Origin of the sequence: Microbulbifer agarilyticus, from assembly GCF_019800665.1 — a bacterium.
In the GTDB taxonomy this organism is placed as follows: Bacteria; Pseudomonadota; Gammaproteobacteria; order Pseudomonadales; family Cellvibrionaceae; genus Microbulbifer; species Microbulbifer agarilyticus_C.
Genome location: NZ_JAHVKO010000002.1, coordinates 247,081 through 271,825, shown reverse-complemented (window position 1 = coordinate 271,825; position 24,745 = coordinate 247,081). Strand labels below are relative to the sequence as shown.

The 24,745-nt window shown below is 52.3% G+C and carries 18 protein-coding genes; 13 read left to right on the top strand and 5 right to left on the bottom strand.

The genetic code is table 11. From position 1 onward, the window contains the following. Positions 1–14: 14 nt before the first annotated feature. The 10 genes from KUV22_RS05525 (at position 15) to cofH (ending at position 16,296) form a co-directional block, all read left to right on the top strand. Positions 15–1,457 (top strand): carotenoid oxygenase family protein, encoded by a 1,443-nt coding sequence (locus tag KUV22_RS05525; RefSeq protein ID WP_222229175.1) that lies wholly within the window; start codon positions 15–17, stop codon positions 1,455–1,457. Positions 1,458–1,571: 114 nt separating this feature from the next. Next, the gene (locus KUV22_RS05520) at positions 1,572–1,991 is read left to right on the top strand and encodes a GFA family protein (protein WP_224917092.1); all 420 of its coding nucleotides are present in this window, start codon (positions 1,572–1,574) and stop codon (positions 1,989–1,991) included. A 659-nt stretch (positions 1,992–2,650) separates the two neighbouring features. Further along, positions 2,651–4,999, top strand: coding sequence for a TonB-dependent receptor (locus KUV22_RS05515; protein WP_222229173.1), 2,349 nt, complete (start codon positions 2,651–2,653; stop codon positions 4,997–4,999). A gap of 468 nt (positions 5,000–5,467) precedes the next feature. Beyond that, the gene (locus KUV22_RS05510) at positions 5,468–7,723 is read left to right on the top strand and encodes a TonB-dependent receptor (protein WP_222229171.1); all 2,256 of its coding nucleotides are present in this window, start codon (positions 5,468–5,470) and stop codon (positions 7,721–7,723) included. A 146-nt stretch (positions 7,724–7,869) separates the two neighbouring features. Then, positions 7,870–10,377, top strand: a complete 2,508-nt coding sequence (locus KUV22_RS05505) for a hypothetical protein (RefSeq protein ID WP_222229169.1) — start codon at positions 7,870–7,872, stop codon at positions 10,375–10,377. Between the two features lie 227 nt (positions 10,378–10,604). After that, positions 10,605–11,282: an NADPH-dependent F420 reductase gene (gene npdG, locus KUV22_RS05500; protein WP_077404792.1), complete on the top strand. Its 678-nt coding sequence runs from the start codon at positions 10,605–10,607 to the stop codon at positions 11,280–11,282. A 34-nt stretch (positions 11,283–11,316) separates the two neighbouring features. After that, on the top strand, positions 11,317–12,072 hold the full coding sequence (gene cofE, locus KUV22_RS05495; protein ID WP_261319191.1) for a coenzyme F420-0:L-glutamate ligase: 756 nt from the start codon (positions 11,317–11,319) through the stop codon (positions 12,070–12,072). 17 nt (positions 12,073–12,089) lie between these two features. Further along, positions 12,090–13,070: a 2-phospho-L-lactate transferase gene (gene cofD / locus KUV22_RS05490; protein WP_222229164.1), complete on the top strand. Its 981-nt coding sequence runs from the start codon at positions 12,090–12,092 to the stop codon at positions 13,068–13,070. An 11-nt stretch (positions 13,071–13,081) separates the two neighbouring features. Further along, on the top strand, positions 13,082–13,807 hold the full coding sequence (gene cofC, locus KUV22_RS05485; protein ID WP_222229162.1) for a 2-phospho-L-lactate guanylyltransferase: 726 nt from the start codon (positions 13,082–13,084) through the stop codon (positions 13,805–13,807). 14 nt (positions 13,808–13,821) lie between these two features. Continuing rightward, positions 13,822–16,296, top strand: coding sequence for a 5-amino-6-(D-ribitylamino)uracil--L-tyrosine 4-hydroxyphenyl transferase CofH (gene cofH, locus KUV22_RS05480; RefSeq protein WP_261319190.1), 2,475 nt, complete (start codon positions 13,822–13,824; stop codon positions 16,294–16,296). Positions 16,297–16,403: 107 nt separating this feature from the next. Here cofH and KUV22_RS05475 read toward each other — a convergent pair whose 3' ends face one another. Then, positions 16,404–17,441, bottom strand: coding sequence for a zinc-binding dehydrogenase (locus tag KUV22_RS05475; RefSeq protein ID WP_222229158.1), 1,038 nt, complete (start codon positions 17,439–17,441; stop codon positions 16,404–16,406). A gap of 268 nt (positions 17,442–17,709) precedes the next feature. On the opposite strand from KUV22_RS05475, the gene KUV22_RS05470 reads away from it, so the two are divergent. The 3 genes from KUV22_RS05470 to KUV22_RS05460 all read left to right on the top strand — a co-directional run bounded on the left by KUV22_RS05470 (position 17,710) and on the right by KUV22_RS05460 (position 20,568). Beyond that, a complete protein-coding gene (locus tag KUV22_RS05470) occupies positions 17,710–18,471 on the top strand; it encodes an SDR family NAD(P)-dependent oxidoreductase (protein WP_222229156.1) in 762 nt (253 codons plus the stop codon). A gap of 80 nt (positions 18,472–18,551) precedes the next feature. After that, the gene (locus KUV22_RS05465; RefSeq protein ID WP_222229154.1) at positions 18,552–19,319 is read left to right on the top strand and encodes a ThuA domain-containing protein; all 768 of its coding nucleotides are present in this window, start codon (positions 18,552–18,554) and stop codon (positions 19,317–19,319) included. A gap of 61 nt (positions 19,320–19,380) precedes the next feature. Then, positions 19,381–20,568, top strand: a complete 1,188-nt coding sequence (locus KUV22_RS05460) for an acyl-CoA dehydrogenase family protein (RefSeq protein WP_222229152.1) — start codon at positions 19,381–19,383, stop codon at positions 20,566–20,568. An 81-nt stretch (positions 20,569–20,649) separates the two neighbouring features. Here KUV22_RS05460 and mmsB read toward each other — a convergent pair whose 3' ends face one another. The 4 genes from mmsB to KUV22_RS05440 are packed head-to-tail and all read right to left on the bottom strand — an operon-like array spanning position 20,650 to position 24,714. Beyond that, positions 20,650–21,543: a 3-hydroxyisobutyrate dehydrogenase gene (mmsB, locus tag KUV22_RS05455; RefSeq protein ID WP_222229150.1), complete on the bottom strand. Its 894-nt coding sequence runs from the start codon at positions 21,541–21,543 to the stop codon at positions 20,650–20,652. Between the two features lie 24 nt (positions 21,544–21,567). Then, positions 21,568–22,674 carry an enoyl-CoA hydratase/isomerase family protein gene (locus KUV22_RS05450; protein ID WP_222229148.1) on the bottom strand — a complete coding sequence of 369 codons (1,107 nt, stop codon included), beginning with the start codon at positions 22,672–22,674 and terminating at the stop codon, positions 21,568–21,570. 36 nt (positions 22,675–22,710) lie between these two features. Further along, positions 22,711–23,499, bottom strand: a complete 789-nt coding sequence (locus KUV22_RS05445; RefSeq protein ID WP_222229147.1) for an enoyl-CoA hydratase — start codon at positions 23,497–23,499, stop codon at positions 22,711–22,713. A 54-nt stretch (positions 23,500–23,553) separates the two neighbouring features. After that, on the bottom strand, positions 23,554–24,714 hold the full coding sequence (locus KUV22_RS05440) for an acyl-CoA dehydrogenase family protein (RefSeq protein WP_222229146.1): 1,161 nt from the start codon (positions 24,712–24,714) through the stop codon (positions 23,554–23,556). Positions 24,715–24,745 lie beyond the last annotated feature (31 nt).

Sequence of the window (24,745 nt, the reverse complement as noted above, 5' to 3'; positions counted from 1 at the left end):
TTAGGAGTTTGGCGATGGCTACACGGCCCGAGATGGATCTTTCACGTTTTCCCTACCTACAGGGGAATTATGCCCCTGTTTTGGAAGAGTCAACGTTTGAAGAGGGGGAAGGCGGGCTGCGAGTTGAGGGTAAACTCCCGGAGAATATTACCGGTGCCTTCATGCGGAATGGTCCAAACGTTGCCTGGCAGCCAGATCACTACGTGTATCCAGTGGATGGCGACGGCATGATCCATGCGGTCTATTTCAAGGATGGCCGTGTACATTATCGCAATCGCTGGGTGAGAACACAGTGGTTTAAAGTCGAAGAACAGTTGAAACGTGCCTGTTGGGGGAGTCACGGGAAGCCATTCCCCGTAGATGAAGAAACCATTGCTGCTGGAGGCTCACCCAGCCCGATGAAAAACCCTGCAAATACCAATGTTCTCCTTCATGGAGGCAAGCTATTTGCGCTGTTTGAGGCGGGGTTTCCTCATATCATGAGTCCGGACCTCTCTTCTGCAGATGAATATAACTATGACGGTTTGTTGACAGCCGGCGAAGGGTTAACCGCGCATCCGAAAATCTGCGGCCGGACCGGTGAGCTTATCTCGAATACACAAACCTTTACGCCTCCGTATTTTACCGTCCAAATATTCGACAAGTCCGGTGCACACAAGCGTTCCATTCCCATTCACGGTATGCATCGCCGCGCAATGGTCCACGATATGCAGATTTGTGGTGACTATATCGTCGGCTTTTTCGCGCCAGCGTTTCCGGATATCGAAGCGGCGATGAAAGGCAAAAACCCGTTTGTCTGGGAAGGTGACCGTGCCACCCGAATATTTGTAGTACATCGAGATGGTGGGGAAGCACAATGGTTCGAGGCGCCGACGTTCTTCAGCTGGCATTTCTGTAATGGTTTCCAGAGTGGGCAAAAGCTCTACATTGACTATGTGTGGATGAAGAGCATGCCGGTATCCAATGATTTGGGTACAGGTGTCGAACAACAAATGCGCAATATGCATAGACTAACGCTGGATCTGAAGACTGGTGCAGTGACGAATGAGAAGGTGGGGGCTACCTACTGCGAGTTTTCTCGATCTGACGACCGTCGATGTGGACAGTCCTATCGTTATGGCTTTGCTGCCGCGGCTACCGAGGAGTGGGGCGAAAGCCCTAATCATGGCTATAACGGCACAATTGCATACGACATGGATACTGGTAAATCTACGCTCTGGGACTATGGCGAAGGAGCGAATGCTGGGGAACCGGTACATATCCCTAATCCAGACAGCGAGAAGGAAGAGGATGGCTATCTGATGACGTATGTTAATCACCCTGAAGACGGACGCTATCTTGCCATACTTGATGCAGGGAATGTGGATAGCGGTCCCATCGCAAAGGTGTATATCCCGTCGCGGGTACCGAATGGATTCCATGCAAATTGGATGAACGGTTTGACTTTAAATGGTTAGCAAATAAACGGGATGAGGCGTTACGTGATATAGCCGTTGGCTTTAGCTCGAAAGAGTATTTTTCCGTTTATAGAGATCCTGGACTAGTCGTACAAGACAACGGAGTAGTTAGTTATGACAAGTATCGTGAAAGGCGGCTGCCTTTGTGGAGAGATTCGTTACGAATTTCCGCGGGAACATGTATTGACGGCGCTGCACTGCCATTGCAAAGACTGTCAAAGAGTGAGTGGTAGCGGCAAAGTGACGATTGTCCTTATCTCCTCAGAAGCTTTGACCAAGCGTGGTAGTCTCAAGAGCTATACCACAGAAGGTACCGACGGCTCCCATGTTTCGCGGGGGTTTTGTCCGACCTGTGGGTCTCAGGTTCTCAGCAATGTCGAGGAGCTGGATACGGTCACTTTCATCAAAGCAGGTTCACTCGACGACAGCAGTTGGGTGCAGGTTGGCACCAGTTGTTGGAGCTCTTCTGCTGCGCACTGGTCTCCGGTGGATAGTGAGCTGCCTGCATTCGAAAAGAACCCGGATCTAAGGTAAGTCTCTGAGTGCTCTCGGCATATTCAAAATAGCGCTTTCAATATGAGTGTTACTGAGAAAGGACTTTTAATTATTTGAAAGTCCATGCGCTCTATTTGCGAGATTCTTTAGAAATGTGATCTTTCAATAGATCGCGCATCACGGATTGACCGGTCATTTTCCGATCTACGAAAGCATAGTTCTATCCCTCCTCATTTCATCTCGACAAAATTTTCTTTTTCTATCATCCAAATCCTGGATTTTTTCCTCTCATATGCGGGAAGAACCGTCTCATTCTGTAGCGTGTGGTGCGCCTCGGCTTTCCGCCCGTTTACGCTCAACGCTCATTAAAATCTTGATAAAAATCAAAAGGATGGCGTACGCATTGGTAATACTTTATTCGCATGCTGTGGTTGCGTTTGTGCGCCTTTGATTCTGCGTCAGACCATTTTTCTTGAAATTAAAGTAAAAAGCCGCTTGCCATGGGCCCAATTCGCTGTATAGCATAAACAGTACGTCCTGATTGTTTTGTGGTAGGGCTGATATTGGTTACGCAGCATAAAAATTAAACCGCTGACCAATGTCGAGTTGTTCATGTGCCACCGGGGTCAAGGGGCTGACCTTCTCAAGGGAAGGACTGCAACCCGGTGGGGAACCACTAAAAGCGATGGGAGAGACAAATGCGCACAACAAGGAAACTAAACAAGATTACCGCTGGGATGGCTTTGGCTGGCTCAGTGTCCACCCTCATGGCGATGCCACTTTTGGGGCATGCACAAGAGGAGAAGGTTGCTCTCGAGGAAGTTACGGTTACCGCACGTAAGCGGACAGAATCTCTGCAGGACGTTGCAGTCTCGGTTACCGCGATCTCGACACAGCTGAAAAATGCGGCAGTCAAAAGCCTGCAAGACATCAATAATTATTCCCCTAATGTGAATTTCGACTTTGGTCCTGCGAGCGCCAATGGTGCTGCAATTTCCATCCGTGGTATTAGCCATCAGGATCCCGACAAGAGCATGGAAGCCCCGGTCGGTGTGATCGTGGACGGCGTATTCATGGGTACCACCGCTGGCCAACTGATGGACAGCTTCGATCTGGAGCGGGTTGAGGTCTTGCGTGGTCCCCAGGGGACCCTGTTTGGTAAGAATACGACTGGCGGCGCAGTGAATGTTATTCGCTCAAAACCGACCAAAGAGTATGGCGCGAAGCTGCAATTGGGCGTCGGCGACTTCGGTCTTCTGGAAACCAAGGCGATAGTAAACACACCACTTACCGAATCTGGTGGCCTCAAGCTTTCTGTAAACAAAAAACAAAGCGATGGTTACTGGAAGAATACCACCACCGGCAAAGATGCTGGGGGGTTGGACTCTCTCAAGTTGGGCGTCGCTGTTGCGTTCGATGTGACAGAGAACTTCGACGTATTGTTCTCCTATGATCGAATTGATGATGATTCCGAGCGTGGCGCTTTCTCGAATTTCAATGCGGATGACAGTATTGCTTGCCTCGTCAGTGTCGGTGGCCTGTTTATTCCCGGTATTGTGGATATTCCCGCGGATCCTACCAACCCCGAGTTTGGTTCCGGATGTATGAGTATGGACCAGGGCAGCGATGAGGATCGTGTGTCCACAAATGGCCCGAACACCGGTGCGATCGAGGATGACTTCGTAACGCTGACTATGAACTGGGGCCTTGGCGATTGGCAGTTGACGTCTGTCACCGGTTATCAGGACCGCCAGGAAGCGTATAACTATGAGTGGGATTCGAGCCCGGTACAGCTCCTGACAGTCGACGGTGGCCATGAATATTCTCAGTTGAGCCAGGAACTGCGCATCAACGGTCAGTTCAACGAAGATGTAAACCTTACCGCTGGTGTCTACTATTTCGAGTCCGATGCGAGGCAGTATCAGGATAGCTTCAATATGTGGTACTACCTGGGCTTTGGCCCCGGTTTTGCTATCCCCGATGGTATGGGCGGCGTGGTGCCTTTCCCGCTCCCCATTGACGATGTGAGTGCAAACCTCGATGGCTCCGTTGCCAGTGAAGCCAGTGCGCTATTCGCTAGCTTGGACTGGGCGCTAACTGACGACCTCTCGTTAAACCTTGGTGGTCGATATACCTGGGAAGAGAAGAGTTTTACCGGTGGAGCCGGTGGTTGGGATTCTCAAATTCTAGGGCAGGGGTTTGTTCCCCCGGGGCCTGTACGCAATCTGACGGATGACTGGAACGAGTTTTCTCCGCGTATCGCTCTGCAATACAACCTGACTGATGATGTAATGACCTTTGCGTCCTATGCCAAGGGATTCAAGAGCGGTGGCTTCTTTGCTCGAACCCAAAATGTCGCCGCGATTGCATCATTTGACCCAGAGTACGTCGATACCTATGAAGCCGGTCTCAAGAGCGAATGGCTTGATAGCCGTGTTCGCTTCAACGCAACCGCATTTATGACCGACTACACGGACAAGCAGGAAGAAATTCTTGTTCCGGAAGAAGGTGGCCAGGTAAATACGATTGTACGTAACGCCGGTGATGTGGAGATTTCAGGGCTAGAGCTCGAGCTGCAGGCGGCACTTACTACCGACCTGAGCATCTACATGATGGCCGGGATTCTGGATGCTGAATACAATGAGTTCTTTGCGGATGTTGATGGTGAGGCGTTCCCTGGTGAGGGCGCGATTCCGACCGATAACACTTACTTGAAACTACGCAACACTCCGGATAGTACTTTCGGTGCAGGTTTCGATTACTATCGTGAAACGCCACTTGGCGAGCTGTCAGTGAACTATAGCTACCGCTGGTCCGATGAATATGAGAGCGAGTTCTTCAATGATCCTCGTGGGCATGTTGATTCGATGGGGCTGCATAGCTTGAGTACAAACCTCACGATCGATGAGTCCTATCAGATCAGTCTCTATGGCCGAAATTTGACGAACGAGCGCTACGCACGTTTGGTAAAAATCGGCGGGCTCTCCCAGATGGGTATGTACAACGCTCCGCGCACATACGGATTGCAGTTTACTGCTGATTTCTAGAGCGCTCTGGTCGATGCGGTGAAGGACTTCCTAATCCCAGGAAGTTCTTCACCCGCGCTTTCTCTTTACCAATTTTCTACACCTTTTTCACATCCTCGAGAAATAGCTATGCTCGAAATGGGGGGAGGGAAGTTGTCGTCATTCAATAAATTAATTCACTAGCTACTACCGAATCTCTTTGCTTCGGCCATCTTTTTTACATCCATATTCTGCCCCACTTTTCGCACAACTCGCTTGTGAAATGCGCTAGCAATTTGTATTGCAACAAAAAGAAATATGGCTATATTATAAACCGTACATCCTGATTGTTTTGTTTGCATGAATGGTATTTTGGTGAAGGTGGTTCAGTGGTAACTAATGAAAGCCGTTTCGTCTGCTCAGTTTGAAAACAGCAGTATCTGAATGCCGGGAGCAAGGTGTTCGGAAGATCGGGCGTTTCGGGATTACGAAATTTCTACGGAGAAATCCATGATAAAGATGAATAAGATTGCAGCTGCCGTGGCCGCAGTGGGTTCTATTTCTGTGGTGTCAAGTTTTCCGAGCTCAGCATTTGCGCAAGAGGAAAAATTAGCGCTTGAGGAAGTCACGGTTACTGCTCGAAAACGCGCTGAATCCATGCAGGATGTGCCGGTTTCGGTTACCGCAATTTCCACTCAATTGGATAACCCCGCAGTCCAAAGCCTGCAGGATGTCCAGGACTATGTTCCCAATGTCTCCATTGACCAAATCCCGGGAAACAATGGCGCCTCTATTTCTATCCGCGGTATTAGCTTTCAGGAAACTGACAAGAGCCTGGATCCCCCGGCAGGGGTGATTCTCGACGGTGTTTACCTTGGGGTTGCCGCCGGACAACTGTTGCACAACTTTGATATCGAACGCGTGGAAGTCTTGCGGGGGCCGCAGGGGACATTGTTTGGCAAGAACACCATTGCCGGTGCCGTAAATGTGATCCGTACCGCACCCACCAAAGAATGGGGCGCGCGCGTGAAAGTGGGTGCCGGTGACTGGGATAAGCGGGAAATCAGTGCCGTATTAAATGCGCCTGTCGGTGAGAGTGGTGGTGTCAAACTCTACTCAAACAAGACCGAACACGATGGCTATGTGGAAAACAATATCATCAACGAAGACCTGGGTGACGTCGACTATCAGCAGCTAGGGGCAACCTTTGCATACGATGTGACTGATACATTCGACGTGGCGTTAACGTTCGAGCGCATTGAGGATGATTCCGAAGTGGGTGCCTGGTCTAACTTCAGTCGCACCACCGACAGTATTGCCTGCTGGTCGACGTTGGGGGGAGCCGTACCTGGCATTCCTGTGGCCGATGTGCCATTCGGTTCCGGGTGTATGGAGTTTGACGACGAAAGTGGCGAGGGAAAAAGTTCGGTAAATGCGCCGAATACATCCACCGTTACAAACGACTACGCGAACCTGACGATGAACTGGATGGTTGGCGACTGGCAGATGACCGCTATCACCGGGCACGTGGACCGCGAAGAAGATTTTCGCGTGGAATACGATGCGAATCGCAACCCGTTCCTGCATGTCGAGGCCGCCCATCGGTACTCTCAAACGAGCCAGGAGTTCCGAATCAACGGTGATCTGAACGATAGCATGAACCTGACAGCCGGTGTGTATTACTGGGAGTCCGACTACTGGCAGACGCAGGAAAGCTACGATATGTGGTACTTCTTCGGCGTCGGTGATAATCCGGGTGACATTTCCCAGGATCTGACCGGTGAAGGAGACAATACTGCCTATTCACTATTTGCCAGCGTCGACTGGCAGCTGACAGACGCGTTGATGCTGAATCTCGGTGGGCGATATACCCAAGAAGAGAAGACATTCCGCGGTAGCAGCGGTGAGCTGACTTATGTGCCCGCCGATATGGTAGTCGTCCCGGCCGGCCCGATTACTGCCATGAAAGACGACTGGAATGAATTCTCTCCGCGCATCGCCCTTCAATATGCACTCAATCCGGACGTTATGTTGTTTGGATCCTATGCAAAAGGCTTTAAGAGCGGTGGTTTCTTTGCGCGAACCCAAGATGTCTACGGAATGCAGTCCTATGACCCAGAATACGTGGATACATTGGAAGCGGGCGTTAAGAGCGAGTGGCTGAACAACCGTGTGCGTCTGAATGCGACCGCATTTGTCAGTGACTATTCCGATAAGCAGGAAGATGTGATTGTTCCTGACTCAACCGGGTCCGTTAGCACTGTGGTGAGAAATGCATCCGACGTGGACATCCAGGGACTTGAAGTTGAACTGACCGCAGTGATTACCGCAAATCTCAGTCTGTTTATGAATGTGGGGCTGCTGGATACGGAATATAACGAATTCTTCGCAGATATTAGTGGCAACGGTATTGCGACCGACAACTCCGGTCTCGTGATCCGCAATGCACCAGAGAAAACTCTGGGTATCGGTGCGGATTACGTTCGGGATCTCAGCTTTGGCGCCTTCACAGCAAATTACAATTATCGCTGGCGCGATGAGTATCAAACGATCTTCGGTAATGATCCGCTCGGATTGGTGGATACAACCGCGTTCCACAATCTGAGTCTTGGGCTCAATATCGACGAGAAGTATGAGATCAGTCTCTATGGGCGAAACCTCACCGATGAGCGCTATGCGCGGGTGATCCTGATTCCGCCCGTCTCTAACTTTGGTCAATACACCCCTCCACGGCACTACGGTGTCGCATTTACCGCAAATTTCTAAGTAATAGGCTCCCGCTTTGGCGGGGGCTTTTGTAGTGCTCCCGCGTTCGTGGGAGCGATCTCCATATGTAGTAGGTAGTAAAGCAGTAAGGGCAGTAGATGCATTTAGATTCAAGCTAGAAACACAACATAATAAAGGATGAGAGAATGATAATTAGAAATACACTACTCCTATTAGCGATAGTGTCGCTATCAATTGCCACAGGCAGTCAGGCGCAGCCTTTACCTGGCTACCAGTCATATAACGGTGTAACCAATGACGTCGGCCCGGATCTGGCTACCGTAATTGAGTACGACGTGACGAAAGCCGCATGTGATCAGTACCAATCTGATCTCGATCAGTACCTTATAGACAATGACGCTATCTTGAGCCAGCTGAGTGATTTAGAAACAAGCATGGCCGTACTCTCCGAGCAGGAGCAGTACATCGTAGATAATTTTGTGGATACCTATGATGAAGCTACCCTGCTCAAATGCGGTAAGTATCAATATTTTTACGAGACCTTTGATACTACTGGTCCACCCAAATCGATGATGCATTTTATGTTGCGCAACTTCGAAGAGTATTTTGGTCCAGGCTTCGAAAACTATGGGATGTATGAAGATCCGAACCCTGTAGCGGCGATTCCGCCATCTCCATATAACCCCGATATTGGTAGCAAGCAAATGCCAGTTGGTATTGCTTCTAGTTCTGGTGATTTCGGGTCATCCGTTCCCGTATATGCCTTTACTTGTGCGGCATGCCACTTCAGTAAGATGGGAGACGGAAACTTTGCCGTCGGCATCGGTAACACGCGTTACGACTATGCGAAGATGATCGCCGCTCAAGGTCAGCTCCCATACGCTTTTCTCTTTCAAGCACCGAATTTGGTAGGCGGGACGGATGAGGTTGCCGAATCTCTATTGAATGCTTATGTAATACCTGAAGTACAGGTTGAACTGTCAGCACCTGTTGCTGCCGCACGCGCAACACCGGGTGCTGTGGACGAGTGGTTTGCCCTGGATGCAGAATTAAATGAGGGTTCTACTGCAGAAGATCGGGCATCAATAGCCTCCACTTTAGATCAACAGAGGCAAGGTTGGGCGACGTGGTCGGGAGTGATGGATTTCCTTGTTCCTCCAATGCAGGACGATGGACAGTTTACAATTACTCGTATTCTCAACTTACCTAATGTCGTTTCGGACGTGAATGTTCAGAAACAACATGGATTTGAATATCAAGCCGGTCTTGGTTGGCATGGCGGTTCGTTTGACTTGATAAATTTTGTACGTTCATTCATTACACTCACTCCGAGCGATATCGAAAATCCCGGTTCACGTGCTGAGTATAATTATTGGGTAAATGAATATCGCTATATGCCGATAGTGCGCTATATCGAATCATTTGATGAGCCTGATCTTCCTTTGGATCGGACCTTCGACCTGGTTAGCGCGAAGAGGGGGGAGTCGATCTTTGATAACCAATGTGCCAGTTGTCATAACGGACCGGGTGGGGAGACCAGTCGTCCATATGATCATGCTGAGATCGAAGTAGAAGACGGTCATGCCAATATTATGGATCTATATTGGGATGATGCTTTGTTTGGCGGTATAGGCGGTTGGGAGACGAATATCGCTCCCATACGTGATCGCTTCCCTGCCGGTGAGACCGGTATTTATACGAGGCAAGTTAAGTCTCCCCGCTTCATTTCAATGTGGGACAATGAGCGACTCCTTCACAATGGTTCTGTTCGCGGCCTTGATGAACTATTCACTTGCGTAGATGGCCGTGTTAGTGATGCGACTCAACCCGATACTCAGTTTTCCAATCAAGGCCATGAATTCGGTTGTTACTTCAATGCCCAGGATAAGGCAGATCTGAAAGCCTTTATCGAAACCTTTGGGACCAGCCGTAATGTCGGTAACCGATATAACGGGCAGTGGGACGGTCCTTGTAACACGCTTAATAACGGAAAATCGCAGATTGTGAATTTGACCTTTACCAAGGGCAAGCGCATGGATTTGCTGGTTAAGTACTACAGCGACGCGAACTGTGAGGTATTTGATACGGATCGGGTTAAGAACCCAGGTCACGGTCTCTCCTGGGAGATGGCTGTCGGTAGTTCGTTCACTAATTCACGAGGATACCTATCGCATAATGTGACTTATACGAAGCCTGACGGCACCATTGCGGAAGATGTCATTGCAATTGAAGGCGATCAGTTGGCGAACGCGGAAGAGGGCGAGCCGGAACCGCGTGGTCTGTTCATACGTCAGCGCACTGACTACGCGGGCCTAAACGGACTTTGGCTGAACGATGAGTGTACGGTTGACAATACGCGGGAATTGGTTGCGATTCGTGATGGTGTTCGGGTCAATAAGACCGTGGCCTACAACGCACCGGGTTGTACTGGCGGCGTGCTTAGTATGGTAAACGACAGTGCTTGGACCTTCGAAGATCCTAAGTGGCTTAATGCTGGCGTGCGTGGGACAACATTCCCTATGCACAATATGCGCCTGAAGATGACCAATGTTAGCGATGGATCCAAGTGGACGCAGTTCATTAATGTCACTGAAACGACCTTGCATGCCATGTTTAATAACTACTTCGCGGCCAGTATTAATGGGAATGGTGAGCACTATACCCGGGTGTATAACATCAATACCGCAGAGTAGTATTCGAGCATGATACTTTGACCTAAGAAGTAGCTTTTGGGGGGCTTAATGCCCCCTGATTTTTTGAGTGAATGTTTTAATTTAATCTGATACCTTTGAAGGAAATAAATATTACTTTCTAGGTTGTTGCGCAGTCACAGCGTTTCGAAATGAGCGTGTGGTAATCGTTGTAAGCTCTGGAGGTCAATTCGAAAGACGCTGCGAATGCAGAGTTAATAGGAATGACGATGAGTGAGCAAAAACCTGTAATAGCCATTATTGGTGGGACTGGAGCACTGGGAACCGGGTTGGCGCGTCGCTGGCTACAAGCCGGTTACAAAGTCATTATCGGGTCTCGCACTGCCGAGAAGGCTGCTACCGCGGTGGATGACCTGCGGGACATCTTGCAGCAGCGGGGTGTGAGTAGCCCATCTGTCGAAGCCATGGACAATTCCGAAGCTGCCTCAAAGGGTGAGGTAGTCGTGCTTACCGTCCCGTTTAGCCATCATTCCAGTACCCTAGAGCCTCTGAAGCATTCGCTACAGGGAAAAATCCTCGTTGATGTTACGGTGCCACTGGTTCCCCCGAAGGTTGCGCGTGTGCAACTCCCTGAGCAAGGCTCTGCCGGCCAGATCGCTCAGACCCTCCTTGGTGACGAAGTTCACGTTGTATCTGCCTTTCAGAACGTGCCAGCGATTCATTTGCAGGAAGGCGACGACCTTGATTGCGATGCGCTCGTTTGTGGCAATAGCAAAGAAGCGCGCGCAAAGGTCATTGAGTTGGCAAATGCGGTAGGAATGCGTGGGCTCCATGCCGGGCCAATTAATAATGCCGCCGCGGTTGAAGCAATGACGTCTGTATTGATTTTTATCAATAAACAGTACAAGTCGCACGCTGGTGTACGTGTTACTGGTGTTGAAGCCTAGTTTTTAGGACGGAGTCTTCACTATGGCGCAGCGAATGGAACTGATTGCTTTGCCTGATTTTCCTCTGGTAGAACCGGGGGATGACTTGGCAGCGCTTGTCCGGCGATCTCTCCGTCTTGCGGATATCTCCCTGGTAGATGGAGATGTTCTAGTCCTAGCACAGAAAGTATTTTCGAAAGCGGAAAACCGCTACGCCTATCTGAATCAGGTACAGATCACACCGGAAGCCCGCAAGTTGGCTGATAAGACCGATAAAGATCCTCGCCTGGTACAACTCATTCTGGACGAATCCGTTGAAGTTCTCAGGCACCGGCCGGGGGCTATCATCGTCGAGCACCGTCTCGGCTATGTGCACGCTAATGCAGGCATAGACCAGTCCAATATTGAGTCCAATCTAGCGGATGAGCGCGTTTTACTACTGCCGGAAGACCCTGATCGCAGCGCAGCCGCCTTGCGAAGCAATCTCCGCGACGCATCTGGTGTAGAAGTTGCGGTCATTATGAACGATAGCGCCGGCAGGGCGTGGCGGAACGGCACTATCGGATTTGCGATTGGCACTGCTGGTCTGCAGCCCGTTATGGATCTAGTGGGTAGGGACGATCTTTTCGGCAGGGCGCTGGAGACGACGACCGTGGCCGTCGCCGACGAGTTGGCAGCGGCCGCCTCGTTTTTGATGGGGCAGGCCGCGGAAGCAGTCCCAGCGGTACTGATTCGCGGGGCTAATTTGCCGCAGGCCGAACTGGGGTCTGGCAGCTTAATTCGAGAGCGTAGCCAAGACTTATTTCGTTAGTCGATATGCAGGAGTATATGCAGTTGCTTCCTAAAAGTAAGAAAATCCTCGCTCTCTCCGGAGGGGTTGGTGGCGCTAAGTTGGCGTTGGGGCTTAGTCATTGCTTATCGGCTGATCAGCTTACAGTGGTAACCAATACGGCCGACGATTTTGAGCACCTGGGTCTCAGTATTTCTCCTGACCTGGATACGGTGATGTACACCCTGGCTGGCATCAATGATCAGGAAAGGGGCTGGGGAATTTCCGGCGAATCCTGGACGAATCTTGCTGCTTTGGAAAGGCTTGGTGTCGACACCTGGTTCCAATTGGGCGACCAGGACCTTGCAACACATCTTATTCGTACGCAATTACGGACTTCGGGAAAAAGTCTTTCAGAAGCGACGGCCTATTTGTGCAGTCAGCTGGGGGTTTCGGCCAGGGTTTTGCCGATGTCTGACGATCCGGTCCGAACCATGGTCGTGACTGAACGCGGCGAAATTGGTTTCCAGCAGTATTTCGTTAAGGAACGCTGTGAACCGAAAGTCAGTGGATTTCGTTTTGCGGGCGTGGATGTCGCTGCGGCGCATCCGGAGTTTCTGTCTCTGCTGCGCGACGAGAGTCTTGCCGGCGTTGTTATTTGTCCTTCCAACCCGTTTGTTAGCGTCGAGCCATTACTGGCTTTGGACGGTGTGCGAGAAGCGCTTTCCAAATGTCACGCGCCGGTTATTGCCGTTTCCCCTATTGTCGGAGGAAGAGCCATTAAAGGTCCGACGGCAAAAATGATGCAAGAACTTTCTATGCCGACCTCTGCCACGGCAGTGGCGAAATACTATGGGGATATTCTTGACTGCTTTGTGCTCGACGATGCTGATGCGAGCGAATCCTATGCGATCCAGGCAATGGGTATCGATACGTTAGTAACTCCGACGGTGATGCAGTCGCTGCAAGATCGGATCGAGCTGGCGGATCAAGTTATTCAATATGCCACGTGCTTCGCGCGACAAGATCTTGTGGTGTAGGGGGTTCCGATATGTGGGCATTACTACCCCTGAAGCGATTTAGTGAGGCCAAGCAACGGTTGTCTGGCGTGCTTGCGCCGGGCGAACGTCGTGGGCTATTTCGGGCCATGGTCAGTGATGTGTTGACCGTCCTACAGTCACACCACGGAATTAAAGGGGTACTCGTAGTTGGGCAGGATTTTGCGGCACGTGACCTAGCCAATCGGTTCGATGCCGACTTCCTGAGCGAGTCGAGTCTGGCCGCTGTGGGGCTCAATGAAGCGGTACATGCCGGTATTCAGGTTCTGGCGCTTCGCGGTATCAAGCAGGTGATGGTGTTGCACGGTGACCTGCCTTTGATTACTCATGCAGAAGTGAGCGAACTACTGGAAACGCACTACCAGGAAGACCAGCCCTCTGTGGTGACGATAGCCCCCGACAAGCCGGCACTCGGCACCAACTGTCTGATCTGCCCAACTGGTGCAGATATGACCTTTTTCTATGGCAGCAATAGTTTTGCTGCGCATTCCAAATCCGCTTTTCGTGCAGGTCTGCAGTTGCAAGCGATCTCCTTACCGGGTGCCTCGCGGGATATCGATACTCCTGAAGATCTGCAAGCGCTACTGCGGATTGCGGGTGACGATCGGGCGGTGAACACGATGCATTATTTATATGCTGCTGGGATTGCTGCGCGGCTGCGTGGCAGCAGGACGGCGGTTGTGCAGGATTTGGACGAGCAGTATTACAGGGTGAGCTGATGGCAGGAGTATCAATGGCGACTTTCAATTCGGGTGCGGCTTTACCCTCAGATGAGCAGGCGCTCGCACTTGCCGAGTACAGTGATACTGCTGCGCTCATGCAGCAAGCGCGGAAGCTGCGTGATAGTCAGTATCGCAATCTGGTGACTTATTCACGCAAAGTATTTATTCCTTTGACGCAATTGTGTCGTGATGTCTGTCACTACTGCACTTTCGCCCAGACACCCAACAAAATTGATTCTCCGTATATGTCGGTTGATGAGGTATTAGCGTCGGTTCGCGATGCGGAGGCAATGGGCTGTCGAGAGGCTTTATTTACGCTCGGAGAGCGCCCGGAAGATCGTTACAGTGTGGCGCAACGGGCTTTGCAGGAAATGGGCTTCAAGTCCACGCTGGAATATGTCGCGCATGTGGCGGGGCAGGTTATCGAACATACCGGAGTATTACCGCATATTAATGCGGGGTGTATGGATCGTGCTGAGATCGAGATGTTGCGCCCGGTGTCTGCTTCCATGGGTATTATGTTGGAGTCGGCATCCTCGCGATTGTGTGAAAAGGGCATGCCGCATTACGGCTCTCCAGACAAGCAACCTGAACGCCGTCTGGAAACGTTACGTCTTGCTGGCGAGGCCAAGGTACCTTTTACCACCGGCATTCTGATTGGGATTGGTGAAACTCGGCGGGAGCGGATCGAGTCGTTACTGGCGATACGCGAAGTGCATGCACGCTACGGCCATATTCAGGAAGTGATTATTCAGAATTTCCGTGCGAAACCGGGCACCAAGATGGCCGAGTCGCCGGAGCCAGATCTCGAGGATCTGGTATGGACCATTGCCGTGGCAAGGATCATATTTGGCGCAGAGATGAGTATCCAGGCTCCGCCAAATTTAAGTCCCGGTGTGTTGCCCAGGTTGATTGATGCAGGAATCAACGATTGGGGTGGTGTTTCTCCTGTTACCCCGGATTTCGTCAATCCCGAGGCACCGTGGCCGCACGTGGAGAAACTGGCACGCGAGTCAGCACTCTGTGGCAAGTTTCTCCAGCAGCGTCTTACCATCTATCCAGAATATGCGCTCGCGGGGCCAGAATGGTTGGACGCGGCACTACAGCAGCCAATTTTGAAGATGCTGGACAGTGACGGTTACCCTCGAATCGACGACTGGGTCTCTGGGCAGAGTACGGGTGCCCCCGCGACGACATTGCGTGCCCTGAGCGATGTGAGCGACGACCGGTGTGTGAGCGATACACTAAAGTCGATTGTGGCCAAGGCGTCTCGTGGTGAGACGCTGTCGGAGCGAGAGGTAGAGCGGTTATTTTTGGCCCGTGGGCCAGAAGTGTCGTTTGTTTGCGCAGCGGCAGACCGTCTGCGACAAGCGGTGAACGGTGACACGGTCCGGTATGTGGTGAATCGAAATATTAATTACACCAATATTTGCTATTTCAAGTGTCAGTTTTGCGCGTTTTCCAAAGGAAAATTGAGCGAGAACTTGCGTGGTCTTCCCTACGATCTATCGCTGGAGGAAATTCAGCGAAGATCTACGGAGGCGTGGGAGCGCGGGGCGACCGAGGTATGTATGCAAGGCGGTATTCACCCGGATTACACCGGTGAGACCTACCTGGCTATATTGAAGGCGATTAAGTCAGTGACCCCGGGCATGCATGTCCATGCATTCTCCCCACTTGAGGTATGGCAAGGAGCGAAGACCGTGGGGGTTCCTGTACGGGAGTTTCTGCAGGCGTTAAAGGATGCGGGTTTAAGTAGTCTGCCTGGCACTGCCGCGGAAGTGTTGGACGATGAAGTACGCCAGGTAATTTGTGCGGACAAACTGAACACCAGCGAATGGCTTGAAGTGATTGAAACAGCCCATGAAGTGGGCCTCCGCACCACCGCCACAATTATGTTTGGTCACGTTGACCGCCCGATTCACTGGGCTCGTCATCTGTTGCGTGTGCGCGATGTTCAGTCGCGTACCGGCGGTTTTACTGAGTTTGTTCCCCTGCCGTTTGTGGCTCAGGAATCGCCGATTTACCTGAAGGGTAAGGCAAGGATGGGGCCGACGTTCAGGGAAACCTTGCTGATGCATGCGGTTGCCCGACTGGCTTTGCACGGCTCCATCGACAATATTCAGACGTCTTGGGTAAAAATGGGTGAGGCGGGGATCGCCGCTTGCCTCAATAGTGGTGCCAATGATTTGGGGGGAACTCTGATGAACGAAACCATTACCCGTTCTGCCGGCGCGGCGCATGGGCAGGAAAAGACACCCACCTGTATGGAAGCGCTGATTCAACGTATGGGGCGAGCACCAGAGCAACGTACCACCACATACGGTGAGGTGCCTACAGAGCGGGTGCGTGCTTCGTTTGTTGCAGTGCCTCTCCGGGACGTTGTTAATACTCCAGTAAGTACCAGAAAACGGAGTTGTGGGCCGAAGCGGACGTTGGTACGTTCCAGTGTGCGTGTGCAGGAAGAACTGATAGCGACCACTTAGTTGCTTAGTTACGCAATGCCACACAAAGAAACAAAAAAAGGGCCCACATGTGTGGGCCCAAACCTGGCCTCCTCGAGGCATTCAGGGGTGCGATAAAGTCCGTAAGGCTACTGGCTGATTTGCGTAAGCACCTTGCATTGGTGCGTTGGCGTTCTCAGCGCCTCAAAAACACCAGGCAAGTCATCGAGACTCACCACATCGGTAATCATTGGCTCGATATCAATGCGTCGTTCTGCGAGCATGGCGATTGATGTCTCAAAGTCGTCCTTGGTGTAGGCGATGGCGAATTGCAGGTTGAGTTCTTTGACCAGGCCCAGGAAGGGCATGATGTTGTCCGGTTGCTCACATACCCCCACCGGTACAATCTTGCCGCCATAAGGGGCCATTTCCATACACTGCTGGAGCAGGCCGGGAGCGCCGACGCATTCAAAAATGATGTCCGGCGCTGAACCAGTAAGATCACTAAATTGCTCGAGCAGCCCCATGGCACCGGCACTGACGTCCGGTTGCACAACGTGATTGGCTCCCATCTTCTTCGCCAGTTCTGCACGGGACTCGGCAAGCTCACTGACAACAACGTCCCGAGCCCCAAAGAATTTGGCCCAAAGCGCGACCGTGAGCCCAATGGGGCCTGCGCCCGTGATCAGTACTCGGTCACCGGCTTTTAGGTTGGCGACACGTACTGCGTGCAGCCCGACAGCCAGCGGCTCAATCAAGGCTGCGGTTTTGAGGTCCAGACTGTCTGGGATGAGAATGGTTTCGCGTGCGCCAGCGGTTACATATTCGGCAAAGCCGCCCTGATCGTTTACGCCAGATATCTTCTTTTCCTCGCACTGGAAGAATTGCCCGGTTGCACAGGCTGCACACTTCCCACAACCGATAAACGGTATTGAGCAAACCCGGTCGCCAACCGCCCAATTACCCTCAGCGTGTTTACCTACCTCGGCAATCTCACCGACAAACTCATGCCCGAGGATTTGTCCGCAGCAGGCTGTGGTCAAGCCTTCGCGGGTGGCGTGGAGATCTGTGCCACAAACGCCGCAGTAAGCGACCTTCATAACCAGTTCGCCGGAGGAGGGCGTTGGATCCTCAACGGTTTCAACGCTCAATGGCTGGCCAACCTCTTTAAACACCGCTGCTTTCATAGTGGTATCCCAATGGTTTACGTGGCTGTTATGTACGGCTGACAGGGAGATGCAAAGCGCCTTTCGATCACTGCCATCACTGGTAGAGCGCCTGAATCTCAATTCTTACAGACAGCCTATCCAAGCAAAAACAAACAGTCAACACTGATTGTTTTTAATTTTCAGGTTTGTTACCCTGCTGTTAGATGGTCGCTAAATAACCAACAACACTGCCCCGGTAAGGACTCCCTATCTAACCGGGCAGCTACCAACACACTAGGAGATTGTTATGGATCTCGGGCTTTCCGGAAAAAAGGCAGTCATTACAGGTGCAACCCGCGGTATCGGGCGTGCGATAGCAGAACAATTGGCCAGCGAAGGTGTTGACCTCGCCATATGCTCCAGAAATCAAGAAGAAGTTGATACGGCGGTAAAGGCACTGAGTGGAAAGGGTGTCAAAGTCATCGGTGCGGTGGTGGATGTTGCTGACAAAGATGCCTATCAATCATGGGTGGCGAGTGCTGGGGATGAGCTCGGCGGTATCGATATCTTCGTACCCAATGTGAGTGCTGGCGGCGGCAACATGGGGGATGAGGGCTGGATCAATAATCTGAATGTCGATGTCCTTGGTACAACCCGTGGCGTAGAAGCGGCGATGCCTTTCCTCGAGCATTCCAAAGCAGCCTCTATTGTGATTATCGCGAGTACCGCTGGTGTCGAGACCTTTATGGGGCCCCAGCCCTATAACGCGCTGAAGGGAGCTCTGGTGATTTACGGTAAGCAATTGAGCCAGGCCGTTGCAGGGCAGGGGGTACGCGTGAATTGTGTGTCTCCAGGTCCTGTATTTGTCCAGGGGGGAGCCTGGGATTTCATCAAAGAAAATATGATGGACCTGTATGAAGGTACTCTGGCGCAAATTCCACAGGGGCGTATGGGCAGTCCTGAGGAAATTGCCAATGCGGTGACTTTCCTGGCAAGCCCGGCAGCGAGTCTCATCACCGGTGTAAATCTGGTGGCTGATGGCGGCTTTACCAAACGGGTACAGCTGTAATCTGAAGCACTGGCTGTGTCACACGGGGCGCAAGGACGATTGCGTCCCGTTACTTTCTTCGCGAATGACCGGAGGGCGCTATGGGTAAAAGTGATCGTATTGATGTCTATCTCGTTGCAGGTGGTAAATACCACAATATTGACCACGCGCGAGTTGAATTGTTGAAGCTGCTTGCAGAGCAACCCAGAGTCAAGGTCAAGGTGGGCGCTGACTACAGTGACATTGATGCAATCTGCGAATCTGATTTCATCATCACCTACACCTGTGATGTGATCCCGACTCTGGAGCAAACGACGCGCTTATGTGAGTACGTCCGCTCTGGGAAAAAATGGTTCGCGTTGCACGGTACCAACTCGATTCTCCGTTTTCTCGTGAACGACGGTGATTTCACTGTCGATTGCCCGGAAGACAATGTTCCTTTTATGCAAATGCTCGGCAGCCAGTTTATGGCGCACCCGCCGATTCACGAATATGAGGTGAAGGCTACGGAGCCTGAACACCCACTGGTGAAGGGCATTCCATCATTCAAGGTCGATGACGAACTCTACCTGAGTAAATTTCACGGCGAATACCAGACCTTACTGCATACCCACTGGAATGACCCGGTTGAAAATTTCACCAGCAACGATTGGGTGAAAGAGGATGATATTCAGCCGGTGCTCTATATCCATCCCTACGGCGAGGGACAGGTTTTGTATCTCACGCTAGGCCATTGCCGTGGCAAATACGATATGCAGCCGGCGATTGAGGAGTATCCGGAACCCGAGGAGGGCGCCTGGCGAACCGAAGAGTTCTATGAACTGCTCCGTAGAGGTATCTGTTGGGCGATGGATCCTATTTCACAGTAGATGTTGCTCGCAGAAAAATCAGAGTGGGCCGTTAGAGAATCAATCATAGGGAACGGTGAGTATGGACCTATCGTTTAGCCAGGAAGAGCTGGCATTTCAGCAGGAAGTGCACGCATTTCTGCAGGAAAATTTGCCAGCACATATTGTCGAAGCGACGCGCAATGGTAGTGGTGTTTTCGTAGACAAGGATATTGCACTGGAGTGGCAGGGGATTCTGGCAGAAAAAGGCTGGGCGGTACCGCAATGGCCGGTAGAGCATGGTGGCACCGGGTGGACAGCGACCCAGAAGTACCTCTTTAGTAAAGAGTGCTACCACGCAGGTGCACCGATGCTGATTCCTCTTGGCCTACTCATGCTCGCGCCTGTCATCATGGCATTTGGCTCGGAGGAGCAAAAGGCGGAATACCTGCCCAAGATGCTGAGCGGCGAACACTACTGGTGCCAGGGATACTCGGAACCGGGTGCTGGGTCCGACCTGGCCAGCCTGAAGCTGAAGGCTGAGGCCGATGGCAACGATTACCTCCTGAACGGCTCCAAGATCTGGACAACACATGCGCATCTTGCGGATCATATTTTTTGTCTGGTTCGTACCGATAGTCAATGCAAGCCTCAGCACGGCATCAGCTTCCTGCTGGTGGATATGCGCACCCCCGGAATTACCGTTGAGCCCATTGTCACCATGGCGGGTGACCATGAGGTGAACCAGGTCTTCTTCGATAATGTACGGGTTCCACAGTCCAACCGTATTGGCGAGGAAAACAAGGGGTGGACTTATGCCAAATATCTTCTTGAGTTTGAGCGGGGCGGTGGTTTCAGTGGTGACCGAATTCGCCACGAGTTGAATCAGCTGAAAGACCTCATTGCTGATGTGCAAAAATCTACCCCGGGGTTCGATCGTTCCGGCTCGATTGCGCGCAAAGTGGCGAGAATTGATATTGATCTGAAGGCGCTGGAAATTATCGAGCTGCGTATTTTGTCGTCACTCAGTAGTGGGGGGGCGCCGGGACCGGAGTCGTCGGTGATGAAGCTCACCTATACCCGTATTGAGCAGGCGGTTAATGAGCTGGCAGTTGAAGTAATTGGATACCAGGGCATTCCAATGGATCCTGTCGAAGATGGCAGCGACGAACGGCCAGACTATATCAGCTCGATTGTCCCGAGATATCTGAACAATCGCGCCGCCTCCATTTTTGGTGGGTCGCAGGAAGTTCAGCGCAACATTGTTTCCAAATTTGTGTTGGGGTTATAGGGCTCGATCAAGAGCCCTTTTTTTATTCAGGTAAAGCACGCCGAGCAATACATCCACTACCTGGCAGTAGTCGTTGCGGTATCAGGCGTGCTCAAGGATTTCCAGAATACTGGAGAAGTCCTTCTTGCCATCACCTGCCAGTTGCTTTTCGCGATAGAGCGCCTCGGCGTGCTGCCCCAGTGGAACTTTGCTGTTGGTGTCCTTGGCGTTGGCAATCGCAAGCCCCAGATCCTTGGTCATAAGGTCCACCATAAAGCCTGGTTGGTATCCTCGTGATGCCGGACTATCCATGACGCCCGGATAGGGGTTGTACAGCTCCAGAGACCAGTTGCGCCCGGAACTCTTCAACATAATCTCGGAGAGAATACTTGGGTCCAGCCCGCTATTTGCCCCCATCTTCAATGCTTCGCTGGTGCCAATCATATGAATGGCGAGCAACATGTTGTTGCACATTTTGGCGACCTGTCCTGCGCCGTGGCTACCAGCATGGAAGATATTTTGACCCATCGCAGACAAAACAGATTTTGCCTGTTCGAACCCGGCCTTCTCGCCGCCGCACATAAATGTCAGTGTGCCGGCCTGAGCCGCCGCTACACCGCCGGAAACGGGGGCATCGAGAAACTGTAGCCCGCGTTCGCCGGCCTTCTGTTGTACCTTTCGGACCGTATCAACATCGATGGTTGAGCAATCCAATACCAGACAATCCGTGCTTATGGTATCGAGCAGTCCCGCTGCACGGTCGTCACCCAGATACAGACCTGCCACATGTTGCCCAGCGGGTAACATGGAGATCACTACCTGGGCATTGTCAGCGGCGTCGAACGGGTTCTTTGCGGCCTTTGCGCCAAGTTTAACTAGGGATTGTATGGCGGTATCTGACAGGTCAAACACACGAACGTCGTGCCCTGCAGCTACAAGGTTGGCTGCCATGGGGCCGCCCATATTACCCAGTCCGATAAATGCGATCGTCGTCATTGCTGTTTCCTCTTGGGGATGCGGTTACAGATCTGAAAGGGGGTTTCTTGCCCAGGGTTGTGCGAAGCAGGTTTCGATCAGTGCCAGTGGAATCTGCTCGATACTGTCGAATTGCCATCGGGGCTTGTTGTCCTTGTCGATGAGTAGCGCCCGTACGCCCTCGGCAAAGTCCGGTTGACGCACCACGTGGGTGGAGAGCAGCAGCTCTGCCCTGAAAACATCGGCGAGGGACATGTCTGCGCAGCGCTGCAGTTGTTCATGAATCAGTCTTGCCGAGAGTGGCGATCCGGCCCTGAGTGCGGCCTTGGCTTTTTGCAGCCATGGAGCATCGTCAGGTAAATCCAAGATGGCGTTGGTTATATTGGTGAGCGTGTCCTCACTACAGGCACTTTCAATTTGTTGGCAATAAGGTTGCAATTGCCCCGTGGGCATTGTGTCGAGTTGGTAGGCAGATAAGATCTCGCTGGCGATTGCATGATTAATCTTCTCTTCTGTACCGGGGAGCCAAACTTGGCTACACAATTGCGCGAGTATCTCCTCGCGCTTCTCTGCGGGCGCCGTGTAGTCCACGAGGCCGACAAACAGCGCGTCGGTGAGGTTCAGCGAGGTTGCCGTAAGCCCCAGAAACAGGCCGATTTGGTGGGGCATGCGGTTGAGAAAGTAGCTGCCGCCAACGTCGGGGTAGAGGCCGATGGTAATTTCCGGCATGGCAATACGTGTGCGCTCAGTGCCTACCTTATGGCTGGCACCGGCCATCAGACCGAGCCCCCCACCCATGACGATGCCATGCCCCCAACAAATGACCGGCTTGCCAAACGTGTGGATCAAATAGTCCAGGCGATACTCTTCGTGAAAGAACGTTTCTGCGTAGGTGTTGGGCCCACCGTTTGCTGCCACCGCTGAGCGGTAGAGCTTTTGTACGTCTCCCCCTGCACACAATGCTTTTTCACCGGCGCCCTGTAGGAATACCGCAGCAATGGAGTCGTCTGTTTGCCACGCGCGCAGTTGTTTGGACAGTGCCCGTACCATGTCCAGTGACAAGCTGTTTAATCTCTGGCTGGCATTCAGAGTGAGGATACCAATAGCGCCGCCCTGAGCTGGCCGGACCTCGGCGGTGATCTCTTCGTTCATAGGCCTTCCATGATCAGTTTATGGTCGTGTTTTGGCTTATTGCCAGACTGGGCTGCGTTTTTCGAGAAACGCGTTGGTGCCTTCGAGCTGGTTTTGTTCGCCGATAAGGTCGACAAAAAGCGTGCGCTCGGATTTCAAACCCGCTGAAATTGCATGTTCACGTGCTTGTATCATCAAGCTTTTACAGCTGCGGATCGCATCCGGACTCTGCTGGGCGACTTGCGTGGCCAGCAGGATCGCCTGTTCCAGGGCCTGCCCCTTCGGGACGATTTCCTGAGCGAGCCCTATTTTTTCTGCTGTGTCTGCACTGATGCGTTCGCCACACAGGATTAAACGCGAGGTCCAGCCTTCGCCTACGAGCCAGCTCAGGCGTTGGGTGCCCCCGGCACAGGGTAGTAGCCCCACCTTGGCTTCGGGCAACGCGACCTGGGCATGTGTTTCGAAGATGCGAATGTCACAGGCGAGGGCACACTCGAGACCACCGCCCATGGCATAGCCGTTCACCGCAGCAATCGCTACCCCTTCAAATTGCGCCAGTGCTTCAAAGGCCTCCCCGAACAGTCGCGCGACTTCCGCCGCCGTCACCTTGTCTCCGGAAGCAAACTGCTTCAGGTCCGCACCGGCTGAGAAGAACTTTTCTCCTTGACCGTGGATTACGAGAGCCGTGATGTCGCGCATGCTATCTAGACGGTGGATGATGGTTTTGAGCCCCGCGAGGCTTTCCCTATCCCAGGTGTTGGCGGGCGGATTGTTGATCGTCAAGACTGCAATGTGATCACGCACCTCGACCAGCAACTTTTCGGTCGGACTGATTGCTTTCATCATGTATTCCCCATGTATTCGTTCGCATTCCTGTGAGCGGTAAAACTTTCGCAGAGGCTATTCAATCAAGGTGCCGCGCCGCTCGGATAACAATTGTCGCGCAATGACCAAGCGCATAATTTCATTGGTGCCTTCTAGAATCCTGTGTACACGAGTATCGCGAAAGTAACGCTCGATCGGGTACTCGCGGATGTAGCCATAGCCACCGTGGAGTTGGATCGCCTCATCACAAATGGAGAAACAGGTATCGGTTGCAAACCGCTTGGCCATCGCACAAAAGCTCGCGCGATCGGGTGAGCCCTGGTCGAGCTTGGCGGCGGCCAGTCGGATCATTTGCCGTGACGCAACCAGCTGGGTGGCCATGTCGGCAAGCTTGAATTGCGTGTTCTGGAAGTCAGCGACAGGGCGATCGAACTGTTTGCGCTCTTGCACGTAGGCGCTGGAGAGTTCCACACAAGCTCTGGCTGCGCCTACGGAACAGGCTGCGATATTAATTCGACCTCCATCGAGGGCTTCCATTGCCAGTTTGAATCCCTGTCCCTCCTCGGCGAGCCGGTTTTCAATCGGCACTTTGACGTTTTCAAACGTGACGGTTCGGGTAGGCTGGCTGTTCCAGCCCATCTTTTCTTCGGCTTTGCCGTAGTGAATCCCGGCAGTGTCGGCGGGAATGGCTACACAAGTGATGCCGCGGGGACCCGGTTCACCGGTGCGTACCATGGTGATCAGCAGGTCGGTATCACCTGCGCCGGAAATAAAGCATTTGCTGCCATTGATAATGTATTGATCCCCATCCCGGTCGGCTCGTGTGGACAGGGATGCGGCATCAGATCCAGAGCCCGGCTCTGTCAGGCAGTAGCTCGCAAGCCGGTGCCCGGAAGCGAGGGCCTCGCACCAATAGGCCTTGAGTGCGGCACTGCCATAGCGGGCGAGCATGTTGAGTGCCATATTATGAATGCTGATATAGGCGGCGGTGGAGGTACATCCCGTTGCCAGCTCTTCAATTACCAGCGTGCTGTCCAGACGGCTCAGGCCGATGCCCCCATCTTCTTCCGGCACATAGAGGGACATGAATCCCAGTGCACCGGCTTCGACAAATAATTCGGTTGGAAAAATATGTTCTGCATCCCACCTGGCCGCGTGTGGTGCCATGGAGGTTTCCGCAAACTTGCGCGCAGTTTCTTGGAACGCAACCTGATCTTCATTGAGTTCGTAGTGCATGGGAGTCTCGTTGCTCACGGCGTTAAGCGCG

Coding starts and splice junctions, on each gene's coding strand:
- cofD (WP_222229164.1), top strand. CDS start 12,090: ATGCAGTTGCTTCCTAAAAGTAAGAAAATCCTCGCTCTCTCCGGAGGG.
- KUV22_RS05460 (WP_222229152.1), top strand. CDS start 19,381: ATGGACCTATCGTTTAGCCAGGAAGAGCTGGCATTTCAGCAGGAAGTG.
- KUV22_RS05440 (WP_222229146.1), bottom strand. CDS start 24,714: ATGCACTACGAACTCAATGAAGATCAGGTTGCGTTCCAAGAAACTGCG.
- cofE (WP_261319191.1), top strand. CDS start 11,317: ATGGAACTGATTGCTTTGCCTGATTTTCCTCTGGTAGAACCGGGGGAT.
- KUV22_RS05520 (WP_224917092.1), top strand. CDS start 1,572: ATGACAAGTATCGTGAAAGGCGGCTGCCTTTGTGGAGAGATTCGTTAC.
- KUV22_RS05510 (WP_222229171.1), top strand. CDS start 5,468: ATGATAAAGATGAATAAGATTGCAGCTGCCGTGGCCGCAGTGGGTTCT.
- KUV22_RS05505 (WP_222229169.1), top strand. CDS start 7,870: ATGATAATTAGAAATACACTACTCCTATTAGCGATAGTGTCGCTATCA.
- npdG (WP_077404792.1), top strand. CDS start 10,605: ATGAGTGAGCAAAAACCTGTAATAGCCATTATTGGTGGGACTGGAGCA.
- KUV22_RS05515 (WP_222229173.1), top strand. CDS start 2,651: ATGCGCACAACAAGGAAACTAAACAAGATTACCGCTGGGATGGCTTTG.
- KUV22_RS05445 (WP_222229147.1), bottom strand. CDS start 23,499: ATGATGAAAGCAATCAGTCCGACCGAAAAGTTGCTGGTCGAGGTGCGT.
- KUV22_RS05450 (WP_222229148.1), bottom strand. CDS start 22,674: ATGAACGAAGAGATCACCGCCGAGGTCCGGCCAGCTCAGGGCGGCGCT.
- mmsB (WP_222229150.1), bottom strand. CDS start 21,543: ATGACGACGATCGCATTTATCGGACTGGGTAATATGGGCGGCCCCATG.
- cofH (WP_261319190.1), top strand. CDS start 13,822: ATGGCGACTTTCAATTCGGGTGCGGCTTTACCCTCAGATGAGCAGGCG.
- KUV22_RS05465 (WP_222229154.1), top strand. CDS start 18,552: ATGGGTAAAAGTGATCGTATTGATGTCTATCTCGTTGCAGGTGGTAAA.
- cofC (WP_222229162.1), top strand. CDS start 13,082: ATGTGGGCATTACTACCCCTGAAGCGATTTAGTGAGGCCAAGCAACGG.
- KUV22_RS05470 (WP_222229156.1), top strand. CDS start 17,710: ATGGATCTCGGGCTTTCCGGAAAAAAGGCAGTCATTACAGGTGCAACC.
- KUV22_RS05525 (WP_222229175.1), top strand. CDS start 15: ATGGCTACACGGCCCGAGATGGATCTTTCACGTTTTCCCTACCTACAG.
- KUV22_RS05475 (WP_222229158.1), bottom strand. CDS start 17,441: ATGAAAGCAGCGGTGTTTAAAGAGGTTGGCCAGCCATTGAGCGTTGAA.